The organism is Methylomonas defluvii, assembly GCF_033949435.1.
Lineage (GTDB): Bacteria > Pseudomonadota > Gammaproteobacteria > Methylococcales > Methylomonadaceae > Methylomonas > Methylomonas defluvii.
Window position 1 is genome coordinate 90,358 of record NZ_JAXARY010000003.1, and the last position, 19,003, is coordinate 109,360.

14 protein-coding genes are annotated in these 19,003 nt (G+C 51.6%); 7 read left to right on the top strand and 7 right to left on the bottom strand.

What is annotated here, in order from left to right; translation table 11 throughout:
- Nucleotides 1-29: 29 nt before the first annotated feature.
- The gene (locus QLH52_RS04760) at nt 30-620 is read left to right on the top strand and encodes a PqiC family protein (protein ID WP_319960735.1); all 591 of its coding nucleotides are present in this window, start codon (nt 30-32) and stop codon (nt 618-620) included.
- A gap of 63 nt (nt 621-683) precedes the next feature.
- On the opposite strand, the gene QLH52_RS04765 is transcribed toward QLH52_RS04760, so the two are convergent.
- The 5 genes from QLH52_RS04765 to QLH52_RS04785 form a co-directional block, all read right to left on the bottom strand.
- Nucleotides 684-2,870, bottom strand: coding sequence for an adenylate/guanylate cyclase domain-containing protein (locus tag QLH52_RS04765; protein WP_319960736.1), 2,187 nt, complete (start codon nt 2,868-2,870; stop codon nt 684-686).
- A 122-nt stretch (nt 2,871-2,992) separates the two neighbouring features.
- Nucleotides 2,993-3,484 carry a hypothetical protein gene (locus tag QLH52_RS04770; RefSeq protein ID WP_319960737.1) on the bottom strand — a complete coding sequence of 164 codons (492 nt, stop codon included), beginning with the start codon at nt 3,482-3,484 and terminating at the stop codon, nt 2,993-2,995.
- A gap of 44 nt (nt 3,485-3,528) precedes the next feature.
- On the bottom strand, nt 3,529-6,939 hold the full coding sequence (locus QLH52_RS04775) for a TonB-dependent receptor domain-containing protein (RefSeq protein WP_319960738.1): 3,411 nt from the start codon (nt 6,937-6,939) through the stop codon (nt 3,529-3,531).
- 152 nt (nt 6,940-7,091) lie between these two features.
- Nucleotides 7,092-7,757, bottom strand: coding sequence for a Crp/Fnr family transcriptional regulator (locus QLH52_RS04780; protein WP_319960739.1), 666 nt, complete (start codon nt 7,755-7,757; stop codon nt 7,092-7,094).
- 225 nt (nt 7,758-7,982) lie between these two features.
- Nucleotides 7,983-11,300 (bottom strand): bifunctional diguanylate cyclase/phosphodiesterase, encoded by a 3,318-nt coding sequence (locus tag QLH52_RS04785; RefSeq protein WP_319960740.1) that lies wholly within the window; start codon nt 11,298-11,300, stop codon nt 7,983-7,985.
- Between the two features lie 620 nt (nt 11,301-11,920).
- On the opposite strand from QLH52_RS04785, the gene QLH52_RS04790 reads away from it, so the two are divergent.
- The 6 genes from QLH52_RS04790 to QLH52_RS04815 all read left to right on the top strand — a co-directional run bounded on the left by QLH52_RS04790 (nt 11,921) and on the right by QLH52_RS04815 (nt 16,735).
- Complete coding sequence (locus QLH52_RS04790; protein WP_033158792.1) at nt 11,921-12,103, top strand: hypothetical protein; 183 nt, start codon at nt 11,921-11,923, stop codon at nt 12,101-12,103.
- A 42-nt stretch (nt 12,104-12,145) separates the two neighbouring features.
- Nucleotides 12,146-12,439, top strand: a complete 294-nt coding sequence (locus tag QLH52_RS04795; protein WP_033158791.1) for a hypothetical protein — start codon at nt 12,146-12,148, stop codon at nt 12,437-12,439.
- Nucleotides 12,440-12,446: 7 nt separating this feature from the next.
- Complete coding sequence (locus QLH52_RS04800) at nt 12,447-12,881, top strand: hypothetical protein (RefSeq protein ID WP_033158790.1); 435 nt, start codon at nt 12,447-12,449, stop codon at nt 12,879-12,881.
- A gap of 45 nt (nt 12,882-12,926) precedes the next feature.
- Nucleotides 12,927-14,174, top strand: coding sequence for an HlyD family secretion protein (locus QLH52_RS04805; RefSeq protein ID WP_319960741.1), 1,248 nt, complete (start codon nt 12,927-12,929; stop codon nt 14,172-14,174).
- A 2-nt stretch (nt 14,175-14,176) separates the two neighbouring features.
- Nucleotides 14,177-16,306, top strand: coding sequence for a peptidase domain-containing ABC transporter (locus QLH52_RS04810; RefSeq protein ID WP_225892856.1), 2,130 nt, complete (start codon nt 14,177-14,179; stop codon nt 16,304-16,306).
- Between the two features lie 84 nt (nt 16,307-16,390).
- The gene (locus QLH52_RS04815) at nt 16,391-16,735 is read left to right on the top strand and encodes an FUN14 domain-containing protein (protein WP_033158788.1); all 345 of its coding nucleotides are present in this window, start codon (nt 16,391-16,393) and stop codon (nt 16,733-16,735) included.
- A gap of 162 nt (nt 16,736-16,897) precedes the next feature.
- Here the strand turns inward: QLH52_RS04815 and QLH52_RS04820 are convergent, their stop codons facing one another.
- The gene (locus tag QLH52_RS04820) at nt 16,898-17,563 is read right to left on the bottom strand and encodes a phage tail protein (RefSeq protein WP_205454198.1); all 666 of its coding nucleotides are present in this window, start codon (nt 17,561-17,563) and stop codon (nt 16,898-16,900) included.
- 27 nt (nt 17,564-17,590) lie between these two features.
- Nucleotides 17,591-18,523, bottom strand: a complete 933-nt coding sequence (locus tag QLH52_RS04825) for a PEP-CTERM sorting domain-containing protein (protein ID WP_319960742.1) — start codon at nt 18,521-18,523, stop codon at nt 17,591-17,593.
- Nucleotides 18,524-19,003: the final 480 nt, after the last annotated feature.

Below are 19,003 nucleotides of genomic sequence, written 5' to 3' on the forward strand. Positions count from 1 at the left end.
GGGTTGTTAATAGATTTAACCGGATGAATATGAAACACATAATTTATTTGCCAATGCTACTTTCAGCGCTGTTGACCGCTTGCAGTAGTAAGCCGATGCAGTTTTACATGTTGAGCGCCGAAACCGACACGCCGTCTGTTGCTGCCGTGTTACCAGCCGATACGGTATTGGGCTTAGGCCCGATTCATTTGCCGGCGTATTTGGACAGGCCGCAGCTAGTCACTGCGCTGAGCGAGCATCAATATGAATTGGACGACCAACATCGCTGGGCTGAACGTCTGGATGACAATATTGCCCGGGTTTTGCGGCTTTCTTTAGCCAAACAACTGGGCATAGACCAAGTGGTTCGCTATCCCTGGACACCGCGCCAAACTATCGATTACCAAATCAGCTTTGATATTCTTGAGTTACATCAAACCGCCAGCGGCCAAAACCGCTTCTCCGTGCAATGGCAGTTAAAAAAAGCCGAACAAGTCGTGCTTGGCAAACGCTTCGAATGCAGCGAAGCGGCAGGTAAGGGCGCTGAAGCCAGTGTCGCTGCGCAAAGCCGTTGCTTGACGCGCTTTAGTATTGAATTGGCTAATGAAATTGCCGGACTGGGCTCAATGCATGGCCGTTGAAAGCGGCTAAGACCATCTGATCGTTCTAATGGAGCGCCATTTTTTAGATGTCGCTGCTACGGCTTATTTGCCATCCAACACCACGATTCCGTCCCATGCCAAAGGCGGCATTTCACTGTAGTGCAAAGCTTTTTGCAGATAAAAACGGCTGGGTCCGTCGTCGGCGTCGAGGGCGAGTGCCGCTTGGAATAGGCGAGTAGCCTCCGGCCACCGGCCTTCCTGGAATGCGGCCAAGCCGTCGGCAAATAAAGCGTGCATTTGGTTATGCGGGTTATCGCCGCTGATTTTTACCCCGACGACTTCCACTAGATTCAATGGCTCCGCACGGCCGATGACGCGAAACGTACCTACCGGTCGGGTAACGATGCCCTCCAAGTCGGCTGCGATGCTCTGCGATGCTAGAATCCGCGTACCTAAATACTTGTTCACTCCCTGAATCCGCGACGCAATGTTGACTGTATCGCCAATAGCCCGGTAATGACTGGAGCTGCCGGCGTCCAGGCTGCCCAGCGTTAGATCCCCTTCATGCAAGCCGATGCGGGTGGCGAGTGGTTCCTGGCTGGAGGAGAGGTTGAAAGACGCCACTGCCGTGGCCATTTCCAGCGCGGCCAAGCAGGCGGATCGGCGTTGCTGGGTTGCCGGCGCATCGAACCACACCGCCATCATCGCATCGCCGGTCACGTCGGCTATGACGCCGTCGTGGGACACTACCGGATGCCCCAGCACCTGGTAGTAGGTATTCAACAGCGTCCACATTTCCCGGGGTGAATGTTGGGCGGCGATGGCGGTGTAGTCTTCGATGTCGGTGGCTAGACACAAACCGGAAACATCTTTTTCGCTTTTAGCGATGCCGGCGTTAGCGCTTTCGGTCCATTGTCCCGGCGCCGCAGGCAACATGCCGACCCATTGCGGAAACACTCTGCTGACGAATTCAAGTATCCGCCCCCGTTCGCACATTAAGTCGTAACGCGACCAGGCCAAACTGAGCAGCCATGACAATGGCAATTGAATCAATAAGGGCCCGGCGACTGGCAACCACCAGTGGTGCCGAGCGAACAACCAGACAGCCGAGCCGGCGTAAGCCGAGGCAAACACCAGGCTGAGGACGATACCGGGCCAGCCGGCAAAACTGAATAGCAACAAGGCGACAAGCAAACCAAATACGCTGGAAATTATCCAGCCCGGCGCCGGAATCTCGATAAAACTGTCTTCCAGTAAATTGGCGAATTGCGTGGCCATTATCTCCACGCCGGCCATTTTGCCGGTATGCGAATCGGAATAGGGGGTTGGAAAAAAGTCCGATTTGCCCGGCGAAAACTGGCGGTTGGCGCGGCCGACGAATATCACTTTGCCTTGTAAGTCTTCAACCTTGCCTTCGTAAACATCGGCGTAGGATTCCATTCTGAGCGTGCGCGGCGGGCCGTAGTAATTGAGATAGCGGCTGTCGCCTTGGCAAAATAGTTTGTTGATTCGGAGTTCAGGCGAGGTCTGGCTGGATGTAACGCTGCCGTCAACTTTGCAAGCTCGGCGTTGTTGGGTTAACCAGGCAGACAGTGGTTGACCCTGATCGGGTATTGCGCCGGAATGCTGCAAATAATAAAACCAAACCAGTGTCGGCAGGCTGGGCGATTCAGCCAGCCCGTCGGAAAAAGTCCAGACTTCGCGCACGCTACTATTGCTGGCATCGTTGATCAGATAGAACGGCGCGCTATCCAAAACCGCGCCGGCAATGGTCGAGGTCGGCGACACTTTGCGCATCCCGACCAATTGTTCCGGAAGCTGGATGTTGGTGTCTCCTTCTCGGGAAATGGCCGGGCGGCTATTGCTGTCTGAGCATTCCTCGCGGCCATAAAAATCCTCGGCGCCGTGGCGAAATTTTTGCACGCATTCGACCACTAAAACATTGTCGGCGGCACGCATCGTTGCGGCCAGTTCCTGATCTTCCGAAGATTGGGGGCGAATGAATTGCAGGTCGAAGACGATAAAACTTACTGCCTGCTTTTGCAATTGGCGGATCAAGTCGGCGTGAAAGCGTCGCCAGCGTGTCAAGTCTTGGCCTACGCCAAGAGCGGATTCTGACGTTTCATCCATCGCCACGATGACGACATCGTCGGGTGGTATTTGGGGGCCGCGAATTTGGAATAGTAGGTCTAGACCTTGTGAAATTTCGAAGTTAAAAAGCTTGGCGCTAATATTACTGACTAAAAAACCAGAAATAGTAATAACAGCTATTCTTCTAAAATAACCCATATGAACATATTAGCCTTAGTGTAATAAAAAAATTCAAAGATATGATTATTGTTGCAACTGAGGTTAATATTTTTCTGACAAAGGCTCCCGCATGTCCTGGGAGCCTTTATGCATGATTTAATTTAGTCTAAAAGATCAGCGAGTTGTTGATCCGTTATGCATTGTTGATACTGATATCCGTTGGCGTAAATAGTGGTACAGGGATCATCGTAAACAGCTTTGACTGAAACAAAGAATTTTGCGGGAATTTCCTTGCCGTTTTTAAGGATCACACCTTCTATGGGGGCCTGGATTTTAATTGCATTTAAGACTTCATCATTTACTTTGGCGATAGTGGTTTGGCAGTCTGAGCTTTTATTCTGACTACGTTTTGATGCCTCTTCGTGGGCTTTTACATCTTTTTCATTCTCTGTTGGGAGGGTTGTTTTTCCGCAAGGCGGCAGTAGTTTGCTATCCAGAGGGTTAATAACTACAAACTCGTCGGTTTTGGCGTTAACACCTTCAGCGATGACAACGGTTTTTTTGAGTAGCGATAAAATGGGTTGGTCTGTCTTTCCGCAAGAAGTTAAAAAAAGACTTGTCATTAAGCAGATTGCAGTGGTTAGTTTCATCATGGATTTTATCCTGTGTTGGTTTTAGGGGTTGGTTAGGGCTCATATTAATAAACAAAACTCAGTCGTATAAATAGCTGTCGCTCCGGTATGTAAGGGCTTAATTGTGGGCCGCTCGCATCGAAAGCGCTTTGGTACGCAAAATGCCTGTTAAATATGTTTTTAGCTTCGAATGTAATGGTACCCAAACGCTTTGGAAAGCGATAACCAATCGCTGTGTCAAATAACCAAAAATTTTGACTTGAACCGATAATCGAAACGCCTGATATGGGAGTGGTTGATGGGGCGATTTCTGCGACTCTTTGATCGACAAATGTAGCCGATAGCTTAGAAAATAATCCGATTTTATGGAATAGGTTAATCGATAACGGAATTTGATGAGTGCTTACACCCACTGGATTGGTTGAGTCTGCTGAGCTATTAAAAAGTGACCTTTTGCTTTTGTCGAATCGGTATTCACTTTTGAATGTGATCCAATCGTTTGGTGCCCAGTAGGCATAGGCTAAGTGAGATAATTCGTTGCGGCTGAATGCTGCACGGTATTCAGGCGCTGTTAAATCAATCAGTTCTTGATGGCTCTCTCTCCAGCTGACTTCCCCGCCGGCAAAGACCTCTTTGGTAAGTTTAAAATCAATTCCGGATGAGTATTGCCAAGCCGATGCACCATTGTTAGCATCGTAAAATTGATTAAATCCGGCAACTTGAGTGGGTTCTATGGTTTGGTTATTTGTAAGTGGTCTGTTGATTGTTCGAAATGCCGCTGCTCTTAGAGTGACGCTATTGGTTGCGTCCCATACGATGCCGAACTTCGGGTCTAATTGATATTTTTTGGAGGTTGGTTCTTCATAACTATCGTAACTCAGCCCGAAAGTTGCGTTTATGTTGTTTGGCAGCCTGTATTTAAAATAACTGTAAATATTGAAATACTCTGTGGAGAAACTGCTGGAAGTTGAGTTTAAAAATACGATATTGAAAGGTGATCTTATTCTTTTTGCCAATTGGCTGTATACACTGTTATTGTCGGCGTTTATATAGCTGGCTCCTGTTGTTATATTTAAACGTTCGCCGCCAAAATTGTGCTGTAATTCTGTTTGATAGCTTTTTGTGTCTACTATTAAATCATCTAATTCATCGAAGTTTCTGGTCAATGGAAGTCGATTGTTAATGGTTGTTTCTCTAGTAGTATAAAAAGATGAAAATAGTACATCTTGCTGGCTATTTATTCGGTAATGGCTACCAATTCTTGCGGTATCTTGAGCGATGACATTTCTAAGATTGGTTGAGTGCGATCCGTTTAAACGGTAAGGGACATCACCAGTCTCAATGTCTTCGGTTTTTAATTCGAATTGCAAACTAAAATCTGGGGTGAAAGTATATTGAGCGAAAGCATTATAAACATCTTGATGATAGTCGTCGTTAATGCGTATTCCGTCCGTTTGGTAATGGAACTGGCCTAGGCTAAGCGATAATTTATCGTATAAACCAGAGATAATCGTGTTATCTGTCAGCGTGTTACGACTACCGTAGGCACCATTGGCAACTAAATGAGCGCCATTTCGGGTGTACAGGCTGTCATATTCATTCGCGGACAGAGTGCCCGGACCGGTATTATTTAAGATACCGATATTTTCCGCCGTAAGTTGCGGCTGTACCGGGGTGATATTAATTGGTTGTAGTAGTTGAGCTTGTAGTAACTCACTGGCCCTCGCAATTCGATATCGAGGTTGGCCGATATATGCGTCCGACAGAAAGCGGTGGGCCGAAGGATTGGTGGCATCGTGACCCAAGGACTTCCAGGCTTCCTTCAACGCGACTCGGCCGAAGCCCAGGTCGTTATAAATACGTGCCAAGTTGGCGGTGCGGGCGGCGGCGTCTTCGTCCAACAGCAGTTTCGAGCGGTATACGCCGCGGTTTTCGTTCAGTTCTATGGCTTGTTGCATGTCTCGCATTGCTTCGACTGGGCGATTGGAGGCTTGTTTGAGCAATGCATCGTAAAAATACGGCGTCGGGTCTTTCGGGTCGTGTTGCTTTGCCAAGTCGAATTGGTCGCCGGCCAGCATTGGGCGCTTTTCTTCGTAATAGGCTTTGCCCAGATAGCTGCGTAACAAAGAATTGTTCGGGTCCAGAATTGCGGCAATTTCCAGGTCGCGGCGGCCGGCTTCCAAGTCGCCGCTGCGGATTTTTGCCAGGCCTAAGCCCAGGCGCGGTAAAGGCGCGGCAGAGTCCAGCTGGATTGCGGATTCGAAATGCCGCATGGCTTGGGCAGTATCCACGCGAAACAAATGCGAAAAGCCCTGTACGGTTTGCGTTCTTTCCAGATTCGGGTCGAGCATAAAGGCTTTAGTCGCCGATTGTGCGCTTTCTTCGCGCAAGCCCAGCGCCAACTGTAGTTCGGACAGCCGTGCCCAAGTCATCGCATCGTTAGGTGCCAACTGGCTGGCACGCTGCGCCGCTGCCAAGGCTTTTTCCAGTTCGAAGCCGGCTTGTTGGCTGTAGGATAGTGCTGAGTAAGCGGTCGCCGATTGCGGATTTGCCGTTACTGCACGTTCGGCCAGATTCAGCGCGTCTGTTTTGCGATTTTGGGTCAACGCCAGAATGCTCTCTAGCGCTAAAGCCTCTGCATCATTTGGGTTGCCGGAGCGTAGGGCTTGAATATCCTGCATCGCCAGTTGGCTTTGCCCGGCTGTCAGCCTAATTGCTGCACGGATTTTCAAAAATTCTGGCGACTGTTCAGCGGGGGGTGTCCGCTCCAAAGCGCTTAGCGCCAAATCGATCCGGCCTTGCCGATAATTCTGAATCGCGGCACGCAGAGCCGGGGTTATCGGCGCGTCCGGCTCCGCATAGGTTGATAGCGGCGGGTAATACAAGGCCCAATTCACCGCATCGGCGGGCTTAAGATCGATTTGCGCGCGCGGAGCCTGGCCCAACAAGGTTTGCCCCGCTTCGCCGGCTTTCAGGTGAATGTCGCCGTAGGTATTGAAAAAGCGCACTGCACCTTCGTAGACCCACAATTCGGCGCTGGCATCATCGGCACGTAGTGCAAATTCGGTGCCTTCCGGGCCGGCGTTGGCGATGGGTGTGGTGATTTGTAACTGCTTGGGTGTGCGGCTGATGAAATGCACAAAGCCCTTCAGCAAATCGACTAAAGTGGGCTGGCTGGGGGCGATGCCGTTTAAGGTCAAGACGGTGCCTTCGGCCAAACGCAGCGTGATGCCGTTCGGAAGTAACAAAGATGCGCGGCTGTACGCTTCGACTTTAACCCTGCTGCCTTCGCAAAGAGTTTGCTCCAATTGTGCCGGTTGCCATTGGCCTTGCGCGCCGGCGTCGTAATACAAACTGCCTTGCAGCGAAACCAGTTTGGCGGCTTTTTCCACGCTACAGCTTGTCGCGGTCGCATCGGTTTCCGCCAAACACATTGGCGCAAATAAAACCATGAAGCAAATCACAAGGCAGCGCATTTTATCTCCGAAAGATGTTTTTTTCGGATGATAAAGTCTGAAACCCTAACTGATCAAGGTAATAATTAACTTTGCTTGGGATTTTCTTATTTTTGTCAATTGGCCCAAGGTGCAGTTGAGATCATGCGTTGCCGATAATCGCTACAGGCAGCTCACCATGCGGCCGGTGGGGTGGTTTCGATGCGGAGGGTTTTTTCGTCGACGCTGATGTAACCGCCTTTGGTTAGTTCTTTCATCACTTTGTTAATCATTTCCCGAGATGAACCCACCATGGTCGCCAGCTCTTGCTGAGTGGGGCGGTTATGAATCACGTAGACGTCGCCTTCCTTTTCCGCCATGTCTTGCAGCACCTTAATGGTACGTTCGTAAACATTCGACAAGGCCATTTGTTTGACTTTCTCGGTCAGGAATCTAACTTTTTCCGACAATACTTTAAGTAAGGCAATCGCCGCATCGGGGTGTAGTTTCAACCAGTGGATGAAATCGGCTTTGGCGATGACCGCGCACACGGTTTTTTCCTGGGCTTCCACCGCGGCGGAACGCGGTTCGTCGCTAAGCAAGGCCAGTTCGCCGAAATAAGAGCCGGCCTCCTGAATCAATAAGGTGACCTCCTTGTCTTTGTCGTTACTGCCAAACACCCGCACCTTGCCGGACAAAATAATATACAGCGAACTGGTCTGGTCGCCCTCGGCGATGATCATCGCCTTTTTCGGAAATTTAATGACCTTGGCCCTGGATGCCAAAGCTTCCAAAGCCTCCTCGGGCAGATCGGCGAGAAAGGGGATGTGGTTCAGACTGGCGATGACTTCTGCTTGCATGATGAGGCTATAACCGCTTGGTTTAGTAGAGTGCCGCTTTTGATAACGGTCTGGTTTGTATGTGACGCCTAGCTTACTAAGTTTGCGTCATGATAGTGAAGTATTTCACAGATTGTCAGCCAATTAAATCACAGACATACCCCTTTTACGGCGGCAGCGGAAATAGCGCTCGGCGCATTGGCGAACTTCAACTTTGCAAAACCCATCCCGCCGAGCGCCTGCCGTTTATACCCAGCTTTTGCCGGTACGCAGCAAGACCTCGAATGCTGATGCCGGTAATGGCTTGCTGAAGTAATAGCCCTGTATCTCGTCACAGTGGTGTTCGCGCAGAAACTGGCAGTGTTGTTCGGTTTCCACGCCTTCGGCGATCACCTTGAACGCCAGGTTGTGCGCCAGTGCAATCACCGCCAACACAATAGTGGCATCTTCCGGATCGGTGAGCATGTCGCGCACGAAGGATTGATCAATTTTCAGGGTATCTACGCGAAATCGTTTCAGATAGCTGAGGCTGGAATAGCCGGTACCGAAATCGTCGATGGATAGCTTCACGCCGGCGGTCCGGAGCTGGCTAAAAGTGGCGATGACCTTCTCGACATCCTGAGCGATCAAACTTTCGGTCAGTTCCAGTTCGAGTTGAGAGGCCGGTAGACCGGTGTCTTCGAGCGTATTCATCACCCAACTGATCACATCCTGCTGTAGAAACTGGCGTGCGGATATGTTCACCGCCACACAGACCGGCGGCAAACCGGCGTCTGTCCAGGCTTTTGCCTGAGCGCAAGCTGCGCGCAGCACCCAATCGCCAATGGGCACGATAAGTCCGGAGTCCTCGGCGATTGGAATGAACTGGGCAGGAGATACCGCACCCATTTCGGGATGTTGCCAGCGCAATAAGGCTTCGCAGCCGGAAATTTGGCCGTTTTTCAAGTTGACCTTGGGTTGGTAGGCCAACTGAAACTGTCCCAATGCCAACGCTTCCCGCAAGCGCGTTTCTATATTGACACGGCGCAGGGTTTCCTCGCTCATCTCGCGGGTGAAGAATTGACAGGTGTTGCGGCCTAGGTCCTTGGCGCGGTACATCGCCACGTCAGCGTTGTCGATCAGCGCCTCGGCGGTTTCGCCGTCCTGCGGGAATACGCTGACGCCAATGCTCACGGACAAATGGATATTACGCCCCTGAACCAGGAGCGGACAATCAAGATGCCGGACAACTTTTTGGGCGAGGAAATAGGCATCGCTATCTTTATTTAAATCAGTCAGCAAAATTAGAAATTCGTCACCGCCCAGGCGAGACACGGTATCACCGTCCCTGACCAGGCTGCCTAGCCGCTCGGCGGCGACCTTTAACACCGCATCGCCGAATGGATGGCCGTAGCCGTCGTTGACTATCTTGAAGCGATCCAGATCCAGATAGAGCAGTGCCAGCTGATTGCCGGCGCGGCGCGCGTGGGCGATGGCTTGGGCAATGCGGTCCTGGGTCAGGTCGCGGTTGGGCAGGCCGGTGAGGCCGTCGTAGGTGGCCAGATAGCGAATCTGCAGCTCGGCCTGTTTGCGCGCGGTGATGTCCTGAATGGCACCTATCATCCGCACGCCGCGTCCCGTGTCGTCACAGAGCAATTGGCCGCGATCAAACAAGTCGGCATAGCTGCCGTCCTTGCGCCGAAAACGGTATTCCTCGGACCAGGTGTTCTCGCTGCCGGCTACGGTGGCTTGAAGGTGTGCAACCACGCGGTCGCGGTCGTCGGGGTGGATGCGGCGGGCCCAGAAGTCGAATGAAGGCAAAGTCTCGTCAGTGGTGTAGCCGAACACAATTTGAAAGTTCTCGCTCCACCAGATGTTGTTGCTGGCGAAGTCCCAGTCCCACACGACATCTCCGGTCGCACGGGTGGCGGCGTGGAAGCGGGCTAAGCTTTCCCGCAACGCGGCATCCGCGCGTTGTCGTTCCGAGATGTCGTTTAGAAACAGCGTGCGGACTTCCAAACCGTTGCGTGTAAAAGCCGCCACCCGCAATTCCGCGTCGAACACGCCTTGGGTGCCGACAAATTGAAACGCGCCGGAATCGGTGGTGCTGAGAATCTCGGCCCAATCAGCGTGGCCGTCGGGCGCAAGCACAGCATCGGTGATGGCCTTACCCAGAATGAATTCACGCGCCAGGCCAAACAAACGTTCTGCGGCGGCGTTCCATTCTATAACGGTCAATTGGTGATCCAGGCTAAAGATTGCGGTGTGAGTGGAGTCGAAAATTGCGCCTTTTAAGGCCAGAGAAGCGGCTTGCTGTTCCTTGGCTTCCAGCAGTTGTTTAACGGCCACGGCCATGTGGTCGAGGGCTTCCCCCAGAATTTGGGTTTCCCGGAACTCGTTCGTGGCGAAAGTGGCGGCCGCCGGGGGTTCCAGTTCGGTATGACCGATGCCGGCGACCCGGCGCTCCAGCGCCGCCAGCGGTTTGCCGAAGCGCCGGGCCATGCGCATTGAGACCAGCACCAGTCCTGCGGTAATTGCCACGCCCATACCGCCCACCTGATACAACTGGCGACGCAGCATGTCTTCGATAAACGATACTTTTCGCGAAGTAATGACCAACCAAGACATGCCGCCTTTCAGCGGCATGCGGCGGGCGGCAACCCAGCGTTGCTCGCCTTCCAATAGCATGCGGTCTAGGAATAATTCGCCGGTGAAATTCAGCAAAGGGCTCAAATCGGCAGGCAAGGGCAACGGCGCTCGGCCTACTTGCAACTGATCGCCGATTAGGCGGGGAGCGGCTCCCAACTCCAGGACCTGAAACCGGGAGTGATATTCCGTACCTATGGCGCTTAGAAAGCTATTCAATGCCGGGATGTCGAAGTCAGCATCCAGAACGCCGATCAAACGTCCGCCCGCATCTTTCAGCACTTTGCCGTAGCTGAAGCCCCACAAAGGCTCGTTGCCTGTAAATGGCGCCGCCCAGCGGTAAGCCGGAACCCAGGTGTCGCCGCTCGGGCTGCGCAAAGCGGCTGCGTAGAACGCATCGCTGCGGGGATCGTAGTGTTGGTTAAACAGCTGTTGATGGAGCACGAATCCCTGCTCGGTCAATATGAACTTTCGCGCAGGCGGGCCTTCCGTGCGGTCACCCGGAAATAGCCAAAGTAAAATCTCGCCATTTGCAGTTCGTTCCAACGCGCCGTATTCGCCTGAAGCTGCCAAGGAAATGCCCAGATAACTTAATTCCGGGCGTTGTTCGAATGCCGCCAGCGAATATTCCAGTGTCGATTGTAAAGTGGCGCCCGTTACCTCCGGGGCTATCGCGGCACGTTCAGCGGATTCGGCTGTCATCTCCGCCGCGCGAATCAAAATCAGCAGGCGCTCGGTCGCGCGGTCCAGGGTTTCTTTCACCTCCCGCCGGGTGGTTTCTTCGGTGCTGGCGACGCTTTGCCAAGTCATGCCTATTAACAGCGCCAGACCAAGCAACATCACCAAACCCACGATATTGGAAATTAAAACTCGGGTAAATGAAGGAGCAACTGTTTCGGATAACGTTGTCTGTTTCGCGGGTGAAGGCGCGTTATTCATGGTTGTTTGGTCAATGGCTATCGCTGTGAAGTGATCTTGTTAGCGCATCTTGGGCAGTACGCTGCAAAGCTGGAATCGTGTCGAGTTCGGGCAATTGCGTAAGCGGCAGCTCCCGATCAGTTTGGTTCTCGAAAATCGCCAAATTCTATAAATGCCGTCATTTGTATCAAAGACATTGTCATGCAAATCGGCCCAATTTATCGCTGCTGCCCCGTTTGGGCTGCATTCGTCGAAGCCTGAAACGGTTTAAGCCTTCGATAGAGCCTTTACCCCAAAGGCATTTAGGCCAGCGGTATTTTAGGGCCGCGATAATAATTGTAGATGCTGAAGACGATCTTTAAATTTAGCCGGTAAAAAAGTTTCGCAAATTACGCATCCAGCCAAGCTCCGCTTTTAGCGTAGCCGCCATAGCGGCACGAATCCTTGTCGAATGAAAAACTACCGCCATTCGCAGTGGAATTTTTCACAGCTTTCCAGGGTGGCGAACACCTAAAGTATCAATACCCGCTCAAGTTCACAAACCGGTAGATGGGGATGTGGTTCGGTAAGCAATGCTGCCGGTATCGCAGTCGTTGGGCCAGCTATGAGCCGGCCTCATCACTTTTTTAAGGAGAAAGACAATGTCTCAAAAATCCAAATTAGATCAAGCTCTGAAGGTGTTGCAACCTGAGGAAATCAGCCAAGTTTCCGGCGGTTTAGTCGATGTCGGCACTGATTTAAGTCAGTTTCCCCGTAAATTCTGGCCGGTCATCAATCCAGGGTCGTTCGTGATTAAAGCCAATGCTGGCTTGGTTGTGCGCTAAATCACTTCCCTGAAGTCATCTTTTATTTTTTGGAGAGCTGTCATGTCAAACAAAACCACTCGAATTTCTGCCGATGAATTATCCGCCTTTGCCGCGCAAGGTATAGAACGCGCTTTGCAAGCCCGCGAGGCTGCCGGCGTGGAATTGAATCAGGCGCAACTGGATCAAGTTAGCGGCGGCGCCTCGTTAAGCTTGGTGCTGAATAAAGGCATTATCGCCGGCGGCCCCTGGTTCGATCAGTTTAGAGGATTAAATAATGTGATTACCAATCAGGGTGCCGGCGGTTTGGCCGGTGGCTTAGCGGGCGGCCTGCAAGGAGCAACCCAGCTGGGTTGATAAGGCCATGACCTCGGAGAACCCAGTGTTATGTCCCAGCGCGCAGCCGGAATGGGAAGGTGCCCAGGTCATCGGGGTGATGACTGGCACTGCGGATCAGCCGGAAATGGCTTATCTGCAAGCCCCGCAACCGGTGACCGAGCAATTGCTCGAATTGGCGGGCCCGGTCAGTCCGGCGGAAGTGTTCCGCTTTTCCGCGCCGTGCGCCTGCACCGGTTGCGGTCACTACGCGGAAGCGGAGTCCAAATGCCGGCTGGCTGAAAAAGTCGTGCGTTTTACGCCGACGGTCACCGAGCAATTGCCGGTGTGCGCGATTCGTGCCGACTGTCGTTGGTGGCTACAGGAAGGCCGCTCGGCGTGTTTTAGATGTCCGCAAGTGGTGACCAATAACCTCAAGCCGACCGAAGACATGCGGCGGGCAGCCGACTACGGCGTTCTTTGAGGGTTTTGGTCGCAATGTCAAAAAGGGTGAGAAGGAAACGGCGCTATGAAACATGAGTTATTTCGACAACAAGCCTTGGACTTTAAAAAAGACAAGCCCTTAGGGGAGGTTATTCACGTGGAATCCTTGTCGTTTGCCTTTCTCACCGCTTTAGCCGTCAGCAGCGCTTTGCTGCTGGTCGCCTTTGCCTTTTGGGGCGAATACACCCGTAAATCGCATGTGAATGGCTATTTGTCGCCGAGCATGGGATTAATCAAAGTGTATGCGCCGCAGGCCGGCACCTTGATCGAGAAACACGTACGCGAAGGGCAAGCGGTTAAAGCCGGCGATACCTTGTTCGTGTTATCCACCGAAAGTAGTTCACGGGAAACCCCGCAAGCTCAGGCCGCGGCGATTGAACAACTGAAACAACGCCGGGAAAGTCTGGAAACCGAATTGGTTAAACAAGAGCAAATCGACCAGATTCAATACCGCTCCGTGTTGGATAGACTGCATGGCATGCAACGCGAATTGCAACAAGTCAATAATGAAATAGTCACCCAGCAACAGCGTCTGGCCGGTGCCGCCGCGACTTCGCAGCGCTATCAGCAGTTGCTAAGCACAAAATTCGTTTCGGCCGTGCAAGCGCAGCAAAAACAAGATGAATGGTTGGATCACCAAGCCAAGCTGCAAGCCCTGCAACGGGTACAGATGACCTTACAACGCGACATCCGCTCCGCGCAGTTGGAAGCGGACAGTAGCCAAATGAAATTTAAAAACCAGCGCGCGGCCATCGAACGCAATATTTCGAGTTTGGCGCAAAACATCACCGAATCCGAATCGCGCCGCAATATTGTAATCACCGCGCCGCACGACGGCACCGTCACCACCATCCTGGCGGAGCAGGGACAAAATGCCACGACCGCCAATCCCTTGCTGTCCATCCTGCCGCAAGGTGCCAAATTGCAAGCCCAGTTATTGGTACCGTCCAGCGCGGTGGGCTTTGTCGAGCAGCGGCAGACCGTGTCGGTGCGTTATCAAGCCTTTCCCTATCAACGCTTCGGTAGTCATCAAGGCCGTATCGTCGAAATCGCCAAAACCTTGATTACCCCCAAGGAAGCCGATTTGCCGGTGGCTTTGCAAGAGCCGGTGTACCGGGTCACTGTCGAGATCGATAAACAAGCGGTGCAAGCCTATCGCCAGGATATTCCGCTGCAATCCGGCATGCTGCTGGATGCGGATATTTGGTTGGATCATCGCCGCCTGATCGAATGGGTGTTCGATCCTCTTTACAGCATTCTAGGACGGGTTTAATCATGACTATGCAACATATCCTCGACTTTTCCGGCCGCAGGAAGACCCCGCTGATCCTGCAAACCGAAGCAGCCGAATGCGGTCTGGCTTGCCTGGCGATGGTGGCCAATTTTCATGGGCACCGGGTGGATCTGGCCAGTTTAAGACAAAAGTTTTCCCTGTCTTTGAAAGGCTCGACCTTGAATCATCTGATCCAGATCGCCAACCAATTGCATCTGGGTTCGCGGCCGGTACGGGTGGATTTGAACGAACTGAGCAGACTAAGCCTGCCGGCTATTTTGCATTGGGATTTCAATCATTTCGTAGTTTTGACCCAGGTCAAACGCGGCGTGGCGACGATACACGATCCGGCCAAAGGTACCGTGCATTTGCCCTATACCGAGGTCTCCAAACATTTCACCGGTATTGCTTTGGAGTTGCAGCCCACCCAAGCTTTTACCGCCAAAACCGAACGTCAACAAATCAAACTTTCCCGCCTCATCGGCCGATTGAACGGTGCCTCCAGCGCTACCTTGCAAATCATTTTATTGGCGGCAGCCATCGAAGTGTTTGCAATCGTAGCGCCTTTTTTTATGCAACTGGTGGTGGATAACGCGGTGGTGGCCCGGGATACCAATTTATTGACGGTATTGGGATTGGGATTTTTATTGTTGGCCTTGATTCAGATCGGCATTACCGCGCTGCGTTCGTGGGTGGTGCTGGTACTCAGTACGTCGGTGAATTTGCAGATGATGAGCAATCTGTTCGGACACTTATTGCAGCTGCCGATGAATTTCTTCGAGAAGCGGCATCTGGGCGACATCGTCTCGCGCTTCGAATCCTTAAACGTGATTCAACGCACCCTGACCACCAGCTTTCTGGAAGCGATTATTGACGGCGTGATGGCGTTGGTGACACTGGGTATGATGCTGGTGTACAGCTGGAAGCTTGCGGCTATCGTCAGCTTGGCCGCGCTGCTTTACGGAGTATTGCGCTTGTTGTCGTTCGCCCCATTACGCGCAGCCAGCGAAGAGCAAATCCTGCGCGCCGCCAAGCAGCAAACCAATCTGCTGGAAACTGTGCGTGGCATGCAAAGCGTGAAGTTATTTAATCGCCAGTTGCAACGCCGGCACGGGTATCAAAATTTGATGGTCGATCATTTCAACGCCGGCATCCGCGTGCAAAAGCTCAATATCATTTACCGCGCCCTGAACAGCTTGTTGTTTGGGGTGGAAAACATCGCGGTGATCTGGCTAGGCGCCTTGTTTATTCTGGACGGCGGCTTTTCGGTGGGGATGCTGTTTGCGTTTATGTCCTTTAAAGACCAGTTCACTCATCGGGTGGGCAGCTTCATCGAAAAAGGCATCGAATTCAAAATGCTGGGCTTACACACCGAACGGGTCGCCGATATTGCGTTGGCGGAAGCCGAAGATGAGCATGTTAGTGGTGCCCGTCACGAGCAACTGGCGGCATCGATCCAAATCCGCAATCTGGATTTCAGTTATGCGCCGTCCGAGCCGCCGGTGCTGAAGAACCTGAATCTGGATTTTGCCGAAGGCGAGTCGGTGGCGATCATTGGTCCGTCCGGTTACGGCAAAACCACGCTGGCCAAATTAATCTTGGGTTTATTGCAGCCCAGTGCCGGCGAAATCCTGATCGGCGGTGTGCGCCTAAACCGCATCGACAGCCACGATTACCGCAATATGGTGGCGGCGGTGATGCAGGAAGATCAATTGTTTGCCGGCTCTATTGCCGACAACATCTGTTTTTTTGACCCGGAGCCGGATCAAGCCTGGATCGAAACCTGCGCGCAACTGGCGGCGGTGCATCAGGATGTGATGACCATGCCGATGGCTTACAACACACTGATCGGTGATATGGGCACGGTGTTGTCCGGCGGCCAAAAACAACGGGTGCTGCTGGCCCGCGCTTTATACAAACGCCCAAAAATTCTGGTGTTGGACGAAGCCACCAGCCACTTGGATGTGGCCCGCGAAAAACTGGTGAACGGTGCGGTGCAGCAACTGAAATTGACCCGCATCATCATCGCCCATCGCCCGGAGACTATCGCCTCGGTGGATAGGGTGATTGACTTACAAGCCATAGCGGCAGATGCGCTTGCCGGCCCGTGTTATGCGTCGCAGGCGGCTTAGATGTTGCTGCGCAGTAAATGCTCTATGTTGCCGGATTCGTTATAAAATCGTCGAAAATTTTTAAACATTTTACGACTGGATTTTATGAATAACGCCATTGAAACACACGCATCCAACGATATTTTTTCCGAAGCCTTTTTGCTGGGTAATTTAGGCGCACCGTTTATTTTGGGAATGGCGATTGGCTATTTCGCCAAAAAAATGCTGCGCACGGCCTTGTTTGTCGGTGGGGCGATTGTGTCGATATTGTTCGTTGCCGAATATTACGATCTTATCAACATCAACAATATGGCGTTGGAAAATGCGGCTAGCTCAGCCGCAGAGGCTGCCAAGGAATCCGGCAGTTTCTTGCTGGATCGGCTGGCGGTGTTTACCAGCCGGGGTGTTAGCGGTGCAGGCGGTTTTTTTGTGGGATTTAAACTCGGGTAAACCGGTTTTTGCTTACCCGGCTAAGGGTTGATCATGTGGCTCAGTCAGCAGCGTGTTTTGCCTAGCTACATAGTGCCCACTTTTTTGCGTGGGCACTATGTGTCGTGAATATCACTTCAGACTATTTGCGATTAACAGGGCAGATTTATAAGATTCCAGCCGTTAATTTCGGCCAGGAAAAATACCTTGTGTGGCTACACAGTAAGTGATACCCAAAGCAGGTGAACGGTTATCAAAAGGCAGGCTTTGTCCCGCAGGCTGAACGGAAGTGGTTGGCCTACCCGTAAATTTTATGATGTTTGCCTTTAGGGAAGCGTTGGGGGCATCGCTTGAATAGATATTATCTCTCGATGTCGAGGCCGCCAATACATTGCCGGAGGGCGTACTCTTATTGCCGGCTGTACTTACTGCGTCAATCGTAGCGGAAACGTTATCTAAAAAAGTTTGCGCACCATGGGAGTGTAAAGGCATTTGGCTTGGTTGTAGGGTTACAAAGTCTATGCCGATTTCTTGGCCAATCGATATTGGCGATAGCCCCGGACCTTGTCCGACCCCGATTGGCGAACGGCCGCGCAGATCCGGTAGCATAAATGTTGTTTGTCCATCACCGCCATACTGCGTACCCAATAATGAAAACAAGGCTGTGTTTTGCGCAATGCTCAGCGTCTGTCCGGCGGCCTCCAGATAACCGCGCGGGCAAAAGTTAAAGCTAAATGTGCAAATCTCGCCGAGAAAGGGGTCGGAACCGCAAGCCGAGGCTGATACTGGTAAGCCGGTGATAGCGATCATGGCGAGTTTCAAGAGTGGTTTATTGAATGCTTTTGACATGTTGAGTACCTTTAAATTGAGTTGAAATTAATTGAAAGCGTAGTGACGGCGTTTGCTGGTAAGGACTGAGATCAAGCCGATAGCCAGCAACCACAGGGTTTCCGGCTCCGGTACCGTGTTGTTGGTTTGCTTGGTGACCGAATCGACTGTAATCAGGCTGGACGCATTTATCGAAAATCTGCCGGAGTCCGCGCCGCCGAATATGAATAGATCGGGGTTGCTATCGCCAAAGCTGATTAAGTCGCCAGGGTTTAATAGAAACGACAGCAGCAGAGTGCCGACGTCGGATACCAGGCCGCCTTTACCGGTAGCGATATTGGTATTCGGATTACTGGGTATGAATTTTTCGTTACCGCGAACGGGATCCGAAATAATTTTAGAAAACGCCAGTTCCTTGCCATCGGCTTTGTAAAAGCCAATTATGGACTGTGCGAATTCGCCGTCATTGTTCAGCGGCGGTGTGTCGGTGGCTTCGACTTGATGGCTGTATTGGAATTGCAAGTTCACCACAAAACTATCCACGGCAGACTTGTTCTCAATCGAAAAGGTATAGTCGCCGAACAGCGGGCTGATGCTTGAGGGCTCGGCGCCGCCAGTGCCGCTAGCGTTTAAATTGATACCAAAACCATCGCCGATCTGGCTTAAGGTGCCTGACAAGGGGTCAGGACCTGTGACCGTGGACCCCACCAGCGTGGTGGTGGAAGTAGAGCCGGCGATAATGCTGGTCAGCGAGCCTGTCTGGATGGCGTTTATCGGCTCAGCCGGGGAACCGAGGCTATCAAACTCGGCCGAACCGCGGATTACAATATTGCTGTCAAAAGCCGCAGCCGATACCGATCCGGAATGGGCGCCGAGCAGCAATGTGATAGCCAATGCGACATTGCGAATCCGGCAACCGTGGTTTGTAGGTAGCTTCTTAAAATCGCTACCGATGCTCTTTTTAAATTTAATTGATTCCATCTTGATACCTCTATATTTGATTAGATTTGGCGGTAATATATTTATATTAATGACTGGTTGCGTGCAAAATACAGACGTCTAGTAAGTATTTAAATGCAGTTGCTTAAAATAATTTCTCATACTGCTAAATTGCCATATAAATTGAATTAACTGGTTTCTGTTTTATTCAAAAAAATTGTATTACGGGAATTAATAGCCAATTCTTATGCCAGTTATTAATTTTGTGCGGGAAAATAATTTATCTTTATGTTTTTAAAGATAATTTATGGCTGTGCTTGGCAGGAGGGGGCAGCATGCAAAATTGGTGTGGAAGCGTTTTGGCACGATATGTCGCATGAAGTACGAAATATCGTTTCTATGTCGGGGCGGGGTTTGATTTATTGCTTGGCTCGATAGAGCGGGTAATTGAAAGTAGGCTTTTTAGCTTGGAAATACCCATTACTAAATAAGCAGAGGAAGGCTTTGTCAAACTGATGTGAA